Genomic DNA, 14784 nt, shown 5'->3' with positions numbered 1-14784 from the left:
GCGTCCGCGTTTGTCCTAGGCTTGATGCATCTCCGCTTAAGTCCACGGCATGGAGTGCCTGACTTGGGACACACAGTACAACGCGGGTCCCGGTAAAATCCGGAACCCGCGTTGTAAGGGGTCTTGTCTATCAGGCGGTTTCTCACGCCGCCCGCCCTGCAAGACTCAGGGTGTTCTCTCTATCTCTCATGCGCCTCTCTCAAACGCACAAGAATTAGTATGCAGCACTTTCCTTGTAATGCCATACCACCAACCTGCCAATTGCCTGTTAGTGAGAAAGGTGCCATTACCCTGCACAAATCCAGCACTAGAGACGGGAAAAGCCGCAGGCAAAGGTCTACCATGGGACTGATGATGAGCCCACGGATTCATTCTCAAGCCCAACCACCTATTGGCCATACCCCGCTGATGCTCGTGGAAGCCATTAATCCCCGTACCGATGTGCACCTCTACCTCAAGCTAGAGCAATTCAACCTTGGCGGATCCGCCAAGGACCGCACCGCACGCGCGCTCATCCAAGCCGCGCTTGACGCCGGCGACATAGGCCCCGGATCCACCCTGGTGGAGTCTTCCTCGGGCAACCTTGGCATGGCACTCGCGCGCCAGGCCCCGCTTGTCGGTATGAAATTCCACTGCGTGGTCGATCCGCGCGTCAATTCCTCCACCGTGGCCACGATGCGGGCCTATGGCGCCCATGTTGAATTGCTGGATCACCCGGACCCGGAAACCGGCGATTGGCTCACCGCTCGCCGCACCCGCGTGGCCAAGCTTCTAAAAGAGATCCCCGATTCTTTCAATCTCGACCAGTACTCCAACGAGGCCGCCTTTTACGCCCACGCCGAAGGCACGATGACGGAAATCATGGACCAGCTTGGACAGGCGCCCACCCACTTACTCGTCGCTATGAGCACCACCGGCACTCTCGGCGGCTGCGTGCGCAAGCTCACTGAGCTTGGCGCCGATACGGAGACCATCGGTATCGATGCCGAAGGCTCCGTGCTGTTTGGGGGCCAACGCGGCACCCGCGTGCTGCCGGGCTATGGAGCTGGCATTGTCACCGATCTATCCACCAAATTCTCGCCGTCCTCAGTAGAGCGTGTGACTGATCTGGATGCCATTGTGGCAGCCCGTCGCCTCGCTCAGACCGAGGGCCTTCTGCCTGGGGCCTCCGGCGGCGCAGTCATCGCGGCATTCCAGCGTCTCGCGCCTACCCTTCCGGCCGGTGCGGAGGTCGTGGCCGTACTCCACGACGGTGGCCAGCCTTACCTCGATACCATCTACAACGATTCCTGGGTCTGCGAGCACTTCGATATCTCTCCTGCCGAGCTCGCCGCGCGCGTCGAAGGGGATTCAGAGTGAGCCCGCAAGAACCTTCCCGCCGCATCGCCATCATCGGCGGCGGCCCACGCGGGCTGTGGGCCGTAGAAGAGCTCATCGAGCGCGCCCGCATCCCCGTGGATATCACCGTCTTTGATCCCTACCCCGCTGGCGCCGGCGCGGTGTATCGCCCGCAGCAGCCGCCGCGGTGGCGCCTTAACGTCGATTGCGCCATCGTCACCACCGCACACGATAGCTTCAACGCTTGGCGTACCCGCCGCGGGGAATCCACCACCGAAGCCTTCCCGCCGCGCGCGCAGGTGGGGCAATTCCTGGCCGATACGTGGGCTGCTGCCCTGTACCGCGCCCCGCAGCACGTGCACATTCGACACCTGCCCCAGCGTGTGCGTTCGGTATCTGCCGCTGACGGCGGGTTCATCGTCGATGGCTCGCCCTTCGACGAAGTCCTCGTCTGCACCGGCCACGATCACCTCCACCCCGGTGCCTTAGTCCACGAGCCTTCCCGTGTTCCGGTCACCGGACTCTACTTCGGCGCCGATTTGCCCAGTGCCCCGCGACGGATTGGGGTGCGCGGTGCTGCCTTGAGCTTTATCGATGTCTGCCTACTGTACGGCGATACCGCCGAGGTCATCTTCCCGGTGAGCCGCAGCGGACGTTTCATGGAGGTCAAGCCCGCTCCGAGTGCGCCCCAGCCTGAGATTCCGGACGACGTAAGGCGCGCCTGTGCTGACGTGATAGATGCCGATGAATTGCGCGACGTCCTCCTGGCGGCCGCCGGATCGATGGGGGAGTTTTCCGCCGCGGACCTCGCTGCAGTGCTCGACGGCCACGACTTTTCCGGCGATGCCGTCGCGGAGCTGGACGCCTCCCTCCGCGCCGCTGAGGGCACAGGGCCCCTTACCCCGGCGGCGGCTGTGGGCACGGCGTTTCGGGGGCTCTTTCAAGAATGCGTGGACTGGCATAAGGCTCATGGCCCCATGCCCGGCTTCCGTGAGCTCTCGCGCACCCTCGAGCGCGTGGCCTTTGGGCCACCACCGGTCACCGCGCGGCGCCTGCTCGAGCTCATCCACACCGGCGTGGTAGATACCCGCTACCTCGCCGCCCCGGACCAGATAGACCACTGGCGCGAGCAGGGTGGCATTGACCTGCTTATCGACGCCACCGTAGCTCCCCAAGCCACCCCCTCCCCTTTCCACGATGTCCCCGGCGTCGTGGAGATCGGCCGCATGAATGAGCTTGAGCTTCCTGGCCATGACTCGTTGAACCGTTCCGTGCACGATGACATCCCCCGCTGGGCAGAGAAAGTAGGAAACCCATGACCCACCACACCACCCCGTTACCCGTTCATGGCACCGTTGCGCTGCGCGCCCGGTGGGAAGTATGGATGTCAGAATTGGTGGCTGACCCACAGCAAGTCTCCCGCCTCACCTCCGAGTATGGCTCGCCCGTTAATGTGCTCAACCCCGCACCTCTGGGCCGCAACGCCCAAGAACTCCTCGATGCCGGCGCCTCTCATGGCGTAGACACACAGGTATTTTTCGCTCGTAAGGCCAATAAAGCCTTGTGCTTCGTCGACGCCGCCCGCGAGGCTGGCCTGGGAGTGGACGTCGCCAGTGAAAATGAGCTGCGCCAAGTGCTTAACCGTGGAGTCGCGCCCGAGCGGATTATCCTCAGCGCAGCTATTAAGACCGACGCGTTGCTGCGCCTAGCTATCGACCGCGGAGTCACCATTTCCTGCGATTCGCGAGCGGAAGCCGAGCGCATCGCTGCCCTTGCCAAGGCCCTCCACCACACCGCGCACGTCGCACCGCGCCTTGCCCCCAACCCGGATAACCTTCCGCCGACGCGCTTCGGTGAGCTCCTTCACGCATGGCAAAGCCATGCCTGGCCCGAAACCATCCACGCTGACGGCGTTCACGTACACCTGCATGGTTATAGCGAATCGGACCGCCGCACCGCACTCGCGGAGGCCATCGCCCTCATCGAGCACCTGCGCTTAGTTGGCCAGCCTGCTTCCTTCATCGATATCGGCGGCGGTGTTCCCATGAGCTACCTCGAATCCCGCGAGCAATGGGGGTATTACCAGCAGCGCATCGCAGCCCAGCGCGCCGGCACCGGTGAGCCTTTTACGTGGAAGTCCGACCCGCTCTCAAATACCTACCCCTTCTGGCAGACGCCCACCCGCGGCCAGTGGTTAGACCAACTCCTTTCTGGTGAGGTGGCCGGGTTTGGCCCCGCCGCCCGTGCCTTGAACGAGCGAAATATTTCTCTTCACTTGGAGCCGGGACGCAGCCTGCTCGATGGCTGCGGCATCATTCTCGCTGAGGTCAGCTTCCTCAAAAAGCGCTCCGACGGCCTGCCCCTCATCGGCGCAGCTATGAACCGCACCCAGTGCCGTACCGCGGCGGATGATATCTTGCTCGACCCACTCCTCGTCCCCACTGCCGGAGAGCGCGGTGCGGTGGACCGCGAACCACGCACCGGGTTCGTGGTGGGTGCATATTGCATCGAAGATGAAGTCATCCTGCGCCGCGAACTCGACTTCCCCGAGGGCATTGCGGTGGGCGATACCCTCGCTATCCCGAACACCGCCGGCTACTTCATGCATATTTTGGAATCTGCCTCCCACCAGATTCCGCTAGCGCGCAATGTCTATCTCGACGTAGACAGCCGCGACTGGGTGCCGGACGATATCGACGCCTAGCGATCCCAGCCGCTATCTACACGGGACTGGCTGGGTAAATGAAAAGGGCTCCGAAGGTAAACCTCGAAGCCCTTTGTCATTTAGCGCGATGCGCTAGACCGATTTACTCGGTGTAGTTCTTCTCCACGGAAGCGTCGACCGGGATGCCCGGGCCGGAGGTGGTGGAGATGGTGATCTTCTTGGCGTAGACGCCCTTGGCGGAGGACGGCTTCAGACGAACGATCTCGTCGTACAGTGCGCCGTAGTTCTCAGCCAGCTTCTCAGCGTCGAAGGAAGCCTTACCGATGATGGCGTGCAGGTTGGAAGCCTTGTCAACGCGGAAGGAAATCTTACCGCCCTTGACGTCAGCAACAGCCTTAGTCACGTCAGCGGTCACGGTACCGGTCTTCGGGTTCGGCATGAGACCACGCGGGCCCAGAACGCGGGCAACGCGGCCAACCTTGGCCATCTGATCCGGGGTAGCGATGGCAACGTCGAAGTCGATGTTGCCCTCGTTGATGGCAGCGATCAGCTCTTCGGTGCCGACGATGTCAGCGCCAGCAGCCTTAGCGGCCTCAGCGTTGTCGCCCTCAGCGAAGACGGCCACGCGGACGTCCTTACCGGTGCCGTGCGGCAGGGAAACGGTACCGCGAACCAGCTGGTCAGCCTTACGCGGATCAACGCCGAGGCGGAAGACAACGTCCACGGTGGCGTCGAAGTTCTTGGAGGAGGTCTCCTTGGCCAGCTTGGCGGCCTCGATCGGACGGTACAGGCGGGAACGGTCTACCAGCTCAGCGGCAGCCTTGTATGCCTTGGACTTGGTGCTCATAAGTGCAATTCCTTTTCTTGGATTGATGTGGTGATAGCGGGCCGAAGCTGGCCCTGCCACGCGCGGCACACGACGTGCCGCGCACTAAAGATTCGATAAAGATTCGATTATTACTTAGCCGGGATGCCGTCAACGGTGATGCCCATGGAGCGAGCGGTACCAGCGATGATGCGGGCGCCGTTCTCGATGTCACGAGCGTTGAGGTCCTCGAACTTGGTCTGTGCAATCTCCTTGCACTGATCCCAGGTCACGGAGCCAACCTTGTCGGTGTGCGGAACGCCGGAGCCCTTCTTGATGCCAGCAGCCTTAAGCAGGAGCTTTGCAGCCGGCGGGGTCTTCAGCTTGAAGTCGAAGGAGCGGTCCTCGTACACGGTGATTTCCACCGGAACGACGTTGCCGCGCTGGGACTCGGTCGCAGCGTTGTACGCCTTGCAGAACTCCATGATGTTGACGCCGTGGGCACCGAGTGCCGGGCCAACCGGCGGGGCCGGGTTAGCAGCGCCTGCCTCGATCTGGAGCTTGATCAGGCCAGTAACCTTCTTCTTGGGAGCCATCGAATTACCTCTTTCCTGTGGTACCGAGGTGCCGCCACGATGAATAACAGCACCCCGTCCGGATGCTCACGCGTTGTGGGCCACCGGAGGATGAACGTTTCAACATGCGCAAAAGCGCACGGCGTTCAAGTTTAGAACACCGTGCGCCCAGCTCAAAATCGCTTTTTAGGAGATACGCTCGATCTCCGTCGGGGACAGCTCCACCGGGGTCTCGCGGCCGAAGATAGATACCAGACCCTGCATCTTGCCGGTCTCCGGATCAATTTCGGAAATGGTGGCGGAAACAGAGGCTAGCGGGCCGGACAGGATGGTGACAGCCTCGCCCACCTCGAAGTCGTGTGCATAAGCCTTGGCCACTTCCTTCTCTGGCATGGCGACGACCTGCTCGCCGTCAGCGTCGGCAGCCGAGCTCTCCGGAGTAACGGTCGCGTCGTTCGGCATGAGGAACTTGGCTACGTCGCGAATCTTCACCGGAGTAGCGTTGCCCTCATTACCCACGAAGGACGTCACACCCGGGGTATCGCGGACGACGGACCAGGCAGCGTCGTTAAGCTCCATGCGTACGAGCACGTAGCCCGGCAGCAGCTTGCGCTTCACCACCTTCTTCTTGCCGTCCTTCTTCTCCAGGACCTGCTCGACCGGCACGACGACCTCGAAAATGGAATCCTCCACCTCAAGCGTCTGGGCGCGCATGTCCAGGTTGGTCTTCACCTTGTTCTCGTAACCGGAGTAGCACTGAATGATGTACCACTGGCCCGGCTGCTTCTTCAGCTCACGAGTAAAGGCGCGCAGGCGAGTCTTGTACTCAGCCTCTGCTGCGGCGGCGTCAGCACCAGCCGCTGCGCTTTCCGACGCCTCCTCGTCACCATCGTCAGCACCGCCACCCAGCGCTGCTTCAGCTGCCTTGGTAGCGGCTTCCTTCTCGGCTGCTTCTTTCTCTTCGGCGGAAAGCTCCTCCTGCTGTTCCTCAGCAGCCTCCGGGGCCTCGGAGCCCTCGGCGGCAGCCGTGTCTAGGGCCTCGTCGGCAGCCTCCGCTGCCGATGCTGCCTCAGCGGCCTGGTCCTGGACGTTATCGATCATGGCCTGTTCAAGGGAAGTGCCAGTGGTTTCGTCGCTCATTGTTTGCTCCATCTGTGTGTTAATCCGTCTAGTCACCACCAGGGTACCCGGGGGTAGCTAGGGCAAAAAGTATCCCGCCGTTCCCCTGATGGGATTCGGCGGGATGAAAGTATGCGGTTGATTCTACTTGGGCGCGAGGACCGCTTCAACTCCGAGGCCAGTCAGCGTGTCAACACCCCAGACAAGTGCAGTCAGCACGATGAGGAAGGCGAAGGTCACGAGGACGTACTGGACCATTTCCTTGCCAGTAGGCCAGACGACCTTCTTCACCTCGGAGACAACCTCACTTGGGAAGGAGGCTACGGAGCCACCGGCGGATTCTTCCTTTTTGTCCTCGACGCGCACGACGCGCTTGTCAGTGTAGGACTCAGTAGAGGTGGTCGCTGCGCCAGAGAGCTGACGCTTGCCGGTTGGGCGGGCTGCCCCGGTGCTCGGCTGCTTTTCATCGCTCACGGCGATTTCCTCCTTGAAGTGATGTGGCAGGGGCGACAGGACTCGAACCTGCAACCTACGGTTTTGGAGACCGTTGCGCTACCAATTGCGCCACGCCCCTTTGCGTGCCCTTTTTGGGACAACGCACAACCCTACCAGAACGGTGATCCCACATGGAAACCACGTGCCGTGTAAGGCTGGGAGTCGGTAGTAAAAAAGCGCCCTGAACGCGGGCGCTTTTCCTTCCCGGTAGCGATGGCGAGAATTGAACTCGCGACACAGCGATTATGAGTCGCTTGCTCTACCACTGAGCTACACCGCCATATTCACCTTCCAGAAGTGTCTGGAAACATGAATGGAGCCCCCTGACAGAATCGAACTGTCGACCTTTTCCTTACCATGGAAACGCTCTGCCGACTGAGCTAAGGGGGCACAGCCTCTGTGAGTCACGGAGAATCTCCGCTGTGCTCTCGTTGAAGCCTTGAAAAGATTAACCCGAAACGCTTTAACAACACAAATCGCCAGCATAGTTAATGTTTTTAAGCCTTTAGAAGAAGCGTTTAAACACACCCTCAACGCCACCCTTGCCCGACCCAGCCCTGTGTGCCCGCGATCGCGTCCCCGCGCAACACAAAATCCCGCAGGCACATTTCTGTGTCTGCGGGATTCATTCTGTGCCAGGTAGAAGATTCGAACTTCTGAAGGCAATGCCGGCGGATTTACAGTCCGCTCCCTTTGGCCGCTCGGGCAACCTGGCATGCACTCGTGAGTGCGGTTATGTACTTTACTACGAAGTCCCGCCCAACATGCAAATCAGCTGGCAGGAGCCTCAATTAGCCCACGCGCTGGACCGTGTAATCCGCGAGCTGACGCAGCGCCTCACTCGCCGTGCACTCGGGCAAGAGCGAGAGTTGATCCTCCACCACGCGCAGGTAGGCGTTGACATCCGCCATGGCCTTGTCGCGGCCGGTGGACTTCCACAACAATTCGATGGCGCGGTCCACTGAGGCGTCGTCAGTCAGCGGGCCCGTGAGCAGGCCACGCAGCTCGTCGCCGACCTCGCCTTCTTCCTCCAAGGCATAGAGCACCGGGAGCGTGAAAACGCCCTCGCGCAAATCGGTGCCTGGGGTCTTTCCGGACTCCTCAGGGTCGGAGAAGATATCAATGATGTCGTCCACGATCTGGAAAATCATGCCCACGGCAGAGCCAATCTGGCGCAGGGCCTCGCATTGCTCCGGGCCTGCGCCTGAGTGATAAGCACCCAGGTAGCCGGCGGAGGCAATAAGCACGGCAGTCTTTTCCCGAATAACCGCCGTGTAGTGCTCCACCGCATTGGCCTCACCGGCGCCGATTGTCTCACGCATTTGGCCGGTAACGAGCTCTTCGAAGGTCTCGGCAAAGTGCTCGACGGTGTGCGTATCCAGCTGGCTCATCAGCCGCGAGGCATGCGCAAGAAGGGCGTCGCCAGCCAGAATCGCCACGGAATTCGTCCAACGGAAGTTTGCGGATTCCACACCGCGGCGACGGTCAGCTTCATCCATGACGTCGTCGTGGTACAGCGTGGCCACGTGCACCATTTCCACGGCCGTGGCTGCCTTGATCACCTCAGGTGACTCTGGGCGCTCACCGAATTCGGAGGCCAGTAGCGCCATCATCGGACGGAAACGCTTACCACCAGCCATCGAGAGGTGACGTACCTTCTCCTTGAGGAAGTCCTGCCCGCGGTCGAGCTCCGCGCTGAGCAGATCTTCAACGGCAGTCATCCCGGCGTTGATACGCTCGGTGAGCTGCGCATCCCCCAAGTTCACGTGCTTGGCGTGAGTTTGGCCGTGTGACATTAAACGCGTTCCTTATTAACTCAAAAATCCTAGTGTTTACTTACCGTAGCCCATAGCACGGCCCTCAACACACTCAAGGCCACTATCCCGTGCAATGATAGTCCCCATGTCGGAGCAGATCGATTCCATCCATGCAGACGTCGCTGTTGTCGGTGCCGGGCCCGCTGGTGCGGCAGCCGCTATCCATGCCGCGCGAGCCGGCCACGACACTGTGCTTATCGACGCCTCCCCCTTCCCCCGCGATAAAACCTGCGGCGATGGCCTCACCCCACGCGCCATGCATCAGCTGGATCTTCTCGGCGTCGAGGTCAACGCCTCCTACCGCAACCGTGGGCTGAAGCTGCACGGCTTCGGCGGTTCAGTCACTGCGCCGTGGCCAGCGACATACCCCTCGCAGGAAGGAACGGCCTTACCGCGCTATGAGTTTGACGCGCTCCTCGTCACCGCCGCCCAGGATGCTGGTGCGCGTCTTTTCACCGGCACCGCCACGGATCCACAGCTCAGCGGCAACCGCCTCACCTCTTTCGCCGTGGGCCAGCAGCGTTTAAGTGCTAAATGGGTCATCGTTGCCGACGGCGTGCGCTCTACCTTTGGCAAGCAGCTGGGCCGCCAATGGCACCGTGATGAGGTCTACGGCATCGCCGCGCGCGCCTATGCCGATTCCCCACACGATGGCGAGGAGTGGATGCATTCCCACGTCGAGCTCAAGGACTCGGACGGCGTAGTCCAGCCCGGCTACGGCTGGATTTTCCCGCTTGGCCAGGGTGTCAACATTGGCCTCGGCGCGCTCTCCACGGCTTCCCGGCCGGCTCGCCTCAACACGAAGAAGGCCCTAGATTTCTACGCCGATCAACAGCGAGCGGACTGGGGCCTCGGCGAGCTCCGCGACGTCACCTCGGCGATGTTGCCCATGGGCGGAGCGGTCTCTGGTGTCGCGGGGGCGAACTGGATGCTCATCGGTGACGCCGCCGCCTGCGTTAATCCACTCAACGGCGAAGGAATTGACTATGGCTTGGAAACGGCCGCTCTTGCCGTCGACATGCTCGGCACGAAGGATCTCACCTTGGCCTGGCCAGACCGCCTACGCGCCGAGTACGGAGAAGCTTTCCTGTTGGCTCGCACGGCCGCGCGCCTTTTGACCTACCCGCAGTTCCTGCCGCTTGCCGGGCCTATCGCCATGCGCGGTCCCGTCGGCCGAATGCTCATGCCTGCCGCTGCGCGCCTGATGGGCAACCTCATCACGGAAGAAGACAAGGACCTCATCGCCCGCGCCTGGCGTTTAGCTGGTGGCGCGGTATCCGGGCTGCGCCGCGATACCCCTCTCTGGGCCTAAGGCCTTTGGGGCTTAGGCCCCAAAGTCGGGCTTAACCGCTGAGTGCAGCGCCACGATGCCGCACGTCAGGTTACGCCAGCCTGCCTGCTCCCACCCATTGCGGTTAATAGCTGCGGCCAGCTCGTGCTGCTCCGGCCATGCGCGAATGGACTCTGCGAGGTAAACGTAAGCCTCCGGATTGGAGGAAACTACCTTCGCAATCGGCGGCAGCAGGCGGGTCAAGTACTCCTTGTACACCGTTCCGAAGACCGGGATGACGGGCTTGGAAAACTCGGCCACCGCCAAGCGCCCACCCGGCTTGGTCACGCGCGCCATCTCGCGCAAGCCGAGTTCGAAATCGTGAATATTGCGCAGGCCATAGGAGATGGTCACCGCATCAAAGGTGTTATCGGCAAAAGGCAGGCGCATGCCATCGCCGGCGACCTTCGGCACGTCACGGTCCTTACCAGCAGCCAGCATGCCGCGCGAGAAGTCACAGGCCACGCACCACGCGCCTGACTTAGCTAGCTCCACGGTGGACACCGCGGTACCAGCGGCGAGGTCGAGAACCTTTTCCCCCGGCTTAAGGTTGAGCCGCTCGCGGGTCAGACGGCGCCAGCGCGCGTCCTGGCCAAAGGACAGCACCGTGTTGGTGATGTCATACTTCTTGCCCACCGCGTCAAACATGCGCGCGACATCGAAGGGCTTTTTATCCAGATCTGCCTTAGACACAAAAGCCAAGTCTAGGCTACGCGTGCACCAAGAGCGCGAGCGGCCCAACGCGGCAGCTCTGGGCGCTGGCCCAAGATGGTGAGAGGCACCTCGCGGACATCCTCCAAGACCTCTTCGTAGTACCCCAGCAGCTGCTCGCACAGCGCAGGCCATGTTTTGGTCGAGATGGATTCACGAGCATTGGCGCGCAGCTCCTCGTGGATCTCCGGGTTAAGCAGCGCATCGACGGCGTTGGGGAGGTCTTCGACGAACGTTGAAACGTCGAGAAGCAGCCCGTTATAGCCCTCCTCAATGAGGTCTACCGGGCCGCCCGCACGCGGGCCAATGGTCGGCACACCAGAAGCCTGCGCCTCCTGGATGGCCTGGCAGAAGGTCTCAAACTCGCCGGCGTGGACGAAGACATCGAGGGAGGCATAGGCCGCAGCGAGTTCCTCACCCCCGAGTGCCCCAGTAAAGACCGCACTCGGCAGCTGCGCTTCCAGCAACGGGCGCTCCGGACCATCGCCGACGATAACGAGCTGGATATCCTCACGATCATTAAGCGCCGACAAACGGTGCACGCCTTTTTCCGCGGCCAAGCGGCCGACGAAGCCGACGATCTTCTTGCGGCCGGTCGGCTCCCACTCGCGGCGCAGCGCGGCCGAACGCTTCGACGGATGGAAACGCTCCGAGTCCACGCCGCGGCCCCAATGGCGCACATTCTTGATATGGTGCTTCTCCAAGTCAGCAATGGTGAGGGAGGATGGCGCGAGGGTCATCTGGCAGGCGTTGTGAATGGTGCGCAGCCACTCCCACACGCCATAAGCTAGGGCGGAAGCGTGGTACTTAGTAGCAAATCCTGCCACGTCTGTCTGATACAAAGCCACGGCCGGGATGCGCAATTGGCGCGCGGAGAAGGCTCCCGCCGCACCGAGAACGAAGGGGCTAGCAAGGTGGATAATGTCCGGCTTAAAGGCTCGGAGTGCTTCATCCACGGCACTCGTGGGCACGCCCACGGGGAGGGAATCCACCAGCGGCACCCGCACGGTGGGGACGCGAACGATGCTGAATCCTAAGTAGTCAGGAATTTCCTCCTGGCCATCCCTGGCACCGGGGGCCACAACAATGGCCTCATGGCCGTGCTCGTGGAGGTATTCGAGCACCCGCAGCACGGAGTTGGTCACACCGTTGACGTTAGGCAAGAAGGATTCCGCGACGATAGCTACACGCATGCGCCCCATCATTCCTTGTCCGAGTTCTCCGTTGGTAACGGATGCGCTAAATTCCGGTTAATTTTTCCACTCCCCCACCACAACGCGCCCGCGATCAGCGTGGCCACAAGTGCCGACGACAACCCCGGGATGATAGAGAGCGTCCACTCACGTCCCTCTACTTTCACCAGGTCAGGGTTGTTCTTGGCGTAGAGTACCCACACCTGTTGGCCCTCTCCCAGGCCAGTGGGATAGAGCAGACCGGTCGGCGGGGAGTGATAGATGCCCTCGCCGTCTTGGAAATCCACGAAGGTGCGCAGACGGCCCACATCGGTCACCGTGGCCAGCGCGCGGCCGGGGTTGGCATTAATAGCGCGGTCGTTGAGAAAAGGCCCAATGACCATTCCCGCCATGCCCACCAGCGCCGCCGCATAGAGCACCAGGATGATCTGGCGCACCCGCCGCCTGGTCACCTTACTGGCCTACCTTAGCCGCCAGAGCTTCCTGCAGTGCGCGCCGCGAGGACCGCGTGGTGTGGGCTTCCACCACGGTGATGCCGGTGGAGTATTCCTTGAGCTCAGCGAGGACGTCGAGAAGCTCCTGCGCCGAGCTCGCCTCGCGGTAATCAGCACCGCAGGCTTCCGCAAGCTTGGCGACGCCCACCCCATGCGGCGTCCCAAACGCCTTCTCGAAGGATGCACGCAGCGGCTCGCGGCCCTGCTCGAGCAGCTCAAAGATTCCGCCGCCGTCGTCGTTTGAGACGACGATGGTGAGGTTCTCGGGACGAGGATTGCCCTCGGGGAGGATGAGGGAGGTGGCGTCGTGCAGGAACGTGACATCCCCCATGAGCGCCACGGTGCGCGGCGCGCGCGGTGCGTCTGCCTCGCGGGACTGCGTGGCTAGCGCGATTCCGATGGCTTGGGCAATTGTGCCGTCAATGCCGGCAGCGCCGCGTGGCGAATAGGTCTCCACGCCATCGAAGGGAAGGCCAATGAGGGAGGCATCCCGCACGGGATTGGAGGCGCCCAGGACGAGGGTGTCGCCGACGGCGAGGGTGTCTCCCACTGCGGCGGCCACGTGCAGGCCGGTAAAGCCGATGTCGGAGTCTTTAGCTTCCTCGCTGGTGGTCTCCGCCAGGACTTCGCGAACACCGTCGGCCGCCATCTGGGCTGCGCCTTCGCAGATCTTCATCCAGTCCCGGGTAGGCTCGCCGCTGGTCTTCACCGTGGTGCCCAGCTGCGCGGACTCACCCCGGGGGTTGGTGAAATCCTCAGTACGGGACAAGCAGATGAGATCAATATCGGGATCATTCAGCAGCGCCAGTACCCCACGGTGCAGGGTGGGGTGGCCAACAACGATGACCTGCTCCACCTTGGTGTTGACCACGTAGTCATTGGCAGAGACCTGCGCGCGGCGGAAAAGGTGCGCTGCAGCTGGGTGGACGGGGTGATAAGGCGCCGGTGCGGTGGGCTCGGCGATGGTCGGCACGTCCTCAAGGCCCTCCACCTCCCAGGCCTCGTCGCCTGCGACGACGAGAGTGTTACGGCTCAGGTCCACGGCGACCTCACCGTGGTTGGACCAGCGTGGGGTCCGCGCGCGATGCTGGGTGACATCACTCGGCGGGCCCGGCAGCTCTTCCCCCACCAGCGGAACATCAAAGGCCACGTTGATGTGTACCTGACGGTCAGCGAGGAAACGCTCAGCGATGAGTGGAACATCGCTGGTCTTCTCCACTTGCGTGGTCGCGGCATAGACGCCAAAAATACCCTGCTGCTCGATGGTCTGGGACGCGCCGGTCCCCACCATGCGCGCAGGACGGTCTGCACTGATTACCGCCAGCGGGGTATGCGAGTAGTGCGCTTCCACCATCGCGGGCAGAGTATTAGCCACCGCAGTGCCGGACGTCATGACAACGCCCACGTGGCGACGCTGCACGCGCGCCAAACCTAAGGCAGTAAAAGCTGCCGAACGTTCATCCAGGCGGGTGTGTACGCGAATATCGGGGCGGGCGAGCAAGGCCAGCGCCAACGGCGCATTGCGCGAACCGGGGCACAGCACGACATCGGTGAGGTGCCGCGAGAGCTGGGCTGCCAATGCCTGGGCCAACTCCATCGACTCCGGCTGCTCCGTGGAGGCAGCGGTATCAGTGTTAGACATTTTCCCCGCCACCGTTCGCTTCAAGGTCACCAAGGAGCTCGTTGAGCAAGCTCTCGAAGTCAGATCCGCTCTCATTCAGCTGGTCCTGTATCTCCGGCGGGAGCTCGGTCGGCAGATCCGTCGGCGGCTGCGGTGAATCTTCCTCACGCGGCGCCTCCTTCGTCGTCGTCACCGTGGTGGGAACCTCAGTAGTCACAGTCTGAGTCTCGGTGACCGGCTCCGGGGCAGGCTTGTTGGCATCCTCCGCAGCGCCGCGCCAGAGGAAGAAGAGAACGCCGGCAATCACAACCGCGATGGCTGCAATTGCGGCAAAGACGTAGGCCAGTGCACTTCCGCTCTTCTTCTGCTCTTCTACCTGGTAGCTCGAAGGCACCGGGTCATACTGCGGCTGCTGGTAGTTCTGCTCGAATCCCGACGAGTTCTGGGAACCTGGCTGCGGGAAGTACTGCTGGGGGCGCTGCGGTGGTTGCTGGCGGGGCTGCTGGTTGCCCAGGCTCTGCTGGGGTGCGCCGAATTGGCGGGTTTCGTTGTCACCGTTGACGCGGTTGAATTGGCGCGTCTCGTTCTCGCCGTTGTGGTTGGTCATGGGATTCACCTTAT

At 62.1% G+C, this 14784-nt stretch carries 14 protein-coding genes and 4 tRNA genes; 4 read left to right on the top strand and 14 right to left on the bottom strand.

All coding sequences use genetic code 11. The annotated features are described in order from the left end of the window. Nucleotides 1–342 precede the first annotated feature (342 nt). From QKE52_RS04870 to QKE52_RS04860, 3 genes are read left to right on the top strand one after another with little or no spacing between them, the layout of a single operon-like run. Nucleotides 343–1359, top strand: a complete 1017-nt coding sequence (locus QKE52_RS04870) for a pyridoxal-phosphate dependent enzyme (protein ID WP_347948283.1) — start codon at nt 343–345, stop codon at nt 1357–1359. Continuing rightward, nucleotides 1356–2657 carry an FAD/NAD(P)-binding protein gene (locus QKE52_RS04865; protein ID WP_347948282.1) on the top strand — a complete coding sequence of 434 codons (1302 nt, stop codon included), beginning with the start codon at nt 1356–1358 and terminating at the stop codon, nt 2655–2657. The genes QKE52_RS04870 and QKE52_RS04865 overlap by 4 nt, the downstream gene beginning before the upstream one ends. Continuing rightward, nucleotides 2654–4042 (top strand): Y4yA family PLP-dependent enzyme, encoded by a 1389-nt coding sequence (locus QKE52_RS04860; protein WP_347948281.1) that lies wholly within the window; start codon nt 2654–2656, stop codon nt 4040–4042. The genes QKE52_RS04865 and QKE52_RS04860 overlap by 4 nt, the downstream gene beginning before the upstream one ends. Before the next feature lie 103 nt (nt 4043–4145). Here QKE52_RS04860 and rplA read toward each other — a convergent pair whose 3' ends face one another. The 9 genes from rplA to QKE52_RS04815 form a co-directional block, all read right to left on the bottom strand. Next, nucleotides 4146–4850: a 50S ribosomal protein L1 gene (gene rplA, locus QKE52_RS04855; protein WP_070821634.1), complete on the bottom strand. Its 705-nt coding sequence runs from the start codon at nt 4848–4850 to the stop codon at nt 4146–4148. A 110-nt stretch (nt 4851–4960) separates the two neighbouring features. Next, the gene (gene rplK, locus QKE52_RS04850; RefSeq protein ID WP_070520976.1) at nt 4961–5404 is read right to left on the bottom strand and encodes a 50S ribosomal protein L11; all 444 of its coding nucleotides are present in this window, start codon (nt 5402–5404) and stop codon (nt 4961–4963) included. Between the two features lie 165 nt (nt 5405–5569). After that, entirely contained in the window at nt 5570–6523 is a 954-nt protein-coding gene (nusG, locus tag QKE52_RS04845) for a transcription termination/antitermination protein NusG (protein WP_347948280.1), read from the bottom strand. A gap of 123 nt (nt 6524–6646) precedes the next feature. Then, nucleotides 6647–6976 carry a preprotein translocase subunit SecE gene (gene secE / locus QKE52_RS04840; protein WP_239186779.1) on the bottom strand — a complete coding sequence of 110 codons (330 nt, stop codon included), beginning with the start codon at nt 6974–6976 and terminating at the stop codon, nt 6647–6649. Between the two features lie 24 nt (nt 6977–7000). Beyond that, nucleotides 7001–7076 (bottom strand) — tRNA-Trp (locus QKE52_RS04835). A 129-nt stretch (nt 7077–7205) separates the two neighbouring features. Then, nucleotides 7206–7277, bottom strand: a tRNA-Met gene (locus QKE52_RS04830). 34 nt (nt 7278–7311) lie between these two features. Continuing rightward, nucleotides 7312–7387 (bottom strand) — tRNA-Thr (locus tag QKE52_RS04825). A gap of 243 nt (nt 7388–7630) precedes the next feature. Beyond that, nucleotides 7631–7712: transfer RNA gene (locus tag QKE52_RS04820), tRNA-Tyr, on the bottom strand. Nucleotides 7713–7788: 76 nt separating this feature from the next. Continuing rightward, nucleotides 7789–8793, bottom strand: a complete 1005-nt coding sequence (locus QKE52_RS04815) for a polyprenyl synthetase family protein (protein WP_070669545.1) — start codon at nt 8791–8793, stop codon at nt 7789–7791. Nucleotides 8794–8887: 94 nt separating this feature from the next. On the opposite strand from QKE52_RS04815, the gene QKE52_RS04810 reads away from it, so the two are divergent. Beyond that, entirely contained in the window at nt 8888–10126 is a 1239-nt protein-coding gene (locus tag QKE52_RS04810) for a geranylgeranyl reductase family protein (RefSeq protein WP_347948279.1), read from the top strand. 12 nt (nt 10127–10138) lie between these two features. Here the strand turns inward: QKE52_RS04810 and QKE52_RS04805 are convergent, their stop codons facing one another. From QKE52_RS04805 to QKE52_RS04785, 5 genes are read right to left on the bottom strand one after another with little or no spacing between them, the layout of a single operon-like run. Beyond that, on the bottom strand, nt 10139–10837 hold the full coding sequence (locus QKE52_RS04805; protein ID WP_347948278.1) for a demethylmenaquinone methyltransferase: 699 nt from the start codon (nt 10835–10837) through the stop codon (nt 10139–10141). Nucleotides 10838–10848: 11 nt separating this feature from the next. Next, nucleotides 10849–12048: a glycosyltransferase family 1 protein gene (locus QKE52_RS04800; RefSeq protein WP_347948277.1), complete on the bottom strand. Its 1200-nt coding sequence runs from the start codon at nt 12046–12048 to the stop codon at nt 10849–10851. An 8-nt stretch (nt 12049–12056) separates the two neighbouring features. Further along, nucleotides 12057–12500: a DUF3592 domain-containing protein gene (locus tag QKE52_RS04795; protein WP_039673566.1), complete on the bottom strand. Its 444-nt coding sequence runs from the start codon at nt 12498–12500 to the stop codon at nt 12057–12059. A 1-nt stretch (nt 12501) separates the two neighbouring features. After that, nucleotides 12502–14184, bottom strand: coding sequence for a 2-succinyl-5-enolpyruvyl-6-hydroxy-3-cyclohexene-1-carboxylic-acid synthase (menD, locus tag QKE52_RS04790; protein ID WP_347948276.1), 1683 nt, complete (start codon nt 14182–14184; stop codon nt 12502–12504). Further along, nucleotides 14177–14770, bottom strand: a complete 594-nt coding sequence (locus QKE52_RS04785) for a hypothetical protein (protein WP_347948275.1) — start codon at nt 14768–14770, stop codon at nt 14177–14179. Before QKE52_RS04785 ends, menD begins: the two co-directional genes overlap by 8 nt. Nucleotides 14771–14784: the final 14 nt, after the last annotated feature.

The sequence above is a fragment of the Corynebacterium sp. c25Ua_47 genome, assembly GCF_039907205.1.
Classification (GTDB): domain Bacteria; phylum Actinomycetota; class Actinomycetes; order Mycobacteriales; family Mycobacteriaceae; genus Corynebacterium; species Corynebacterium hiratae.
This window is presented reverse-complemented; position numbering and strand designations above follow the sequence as displayed.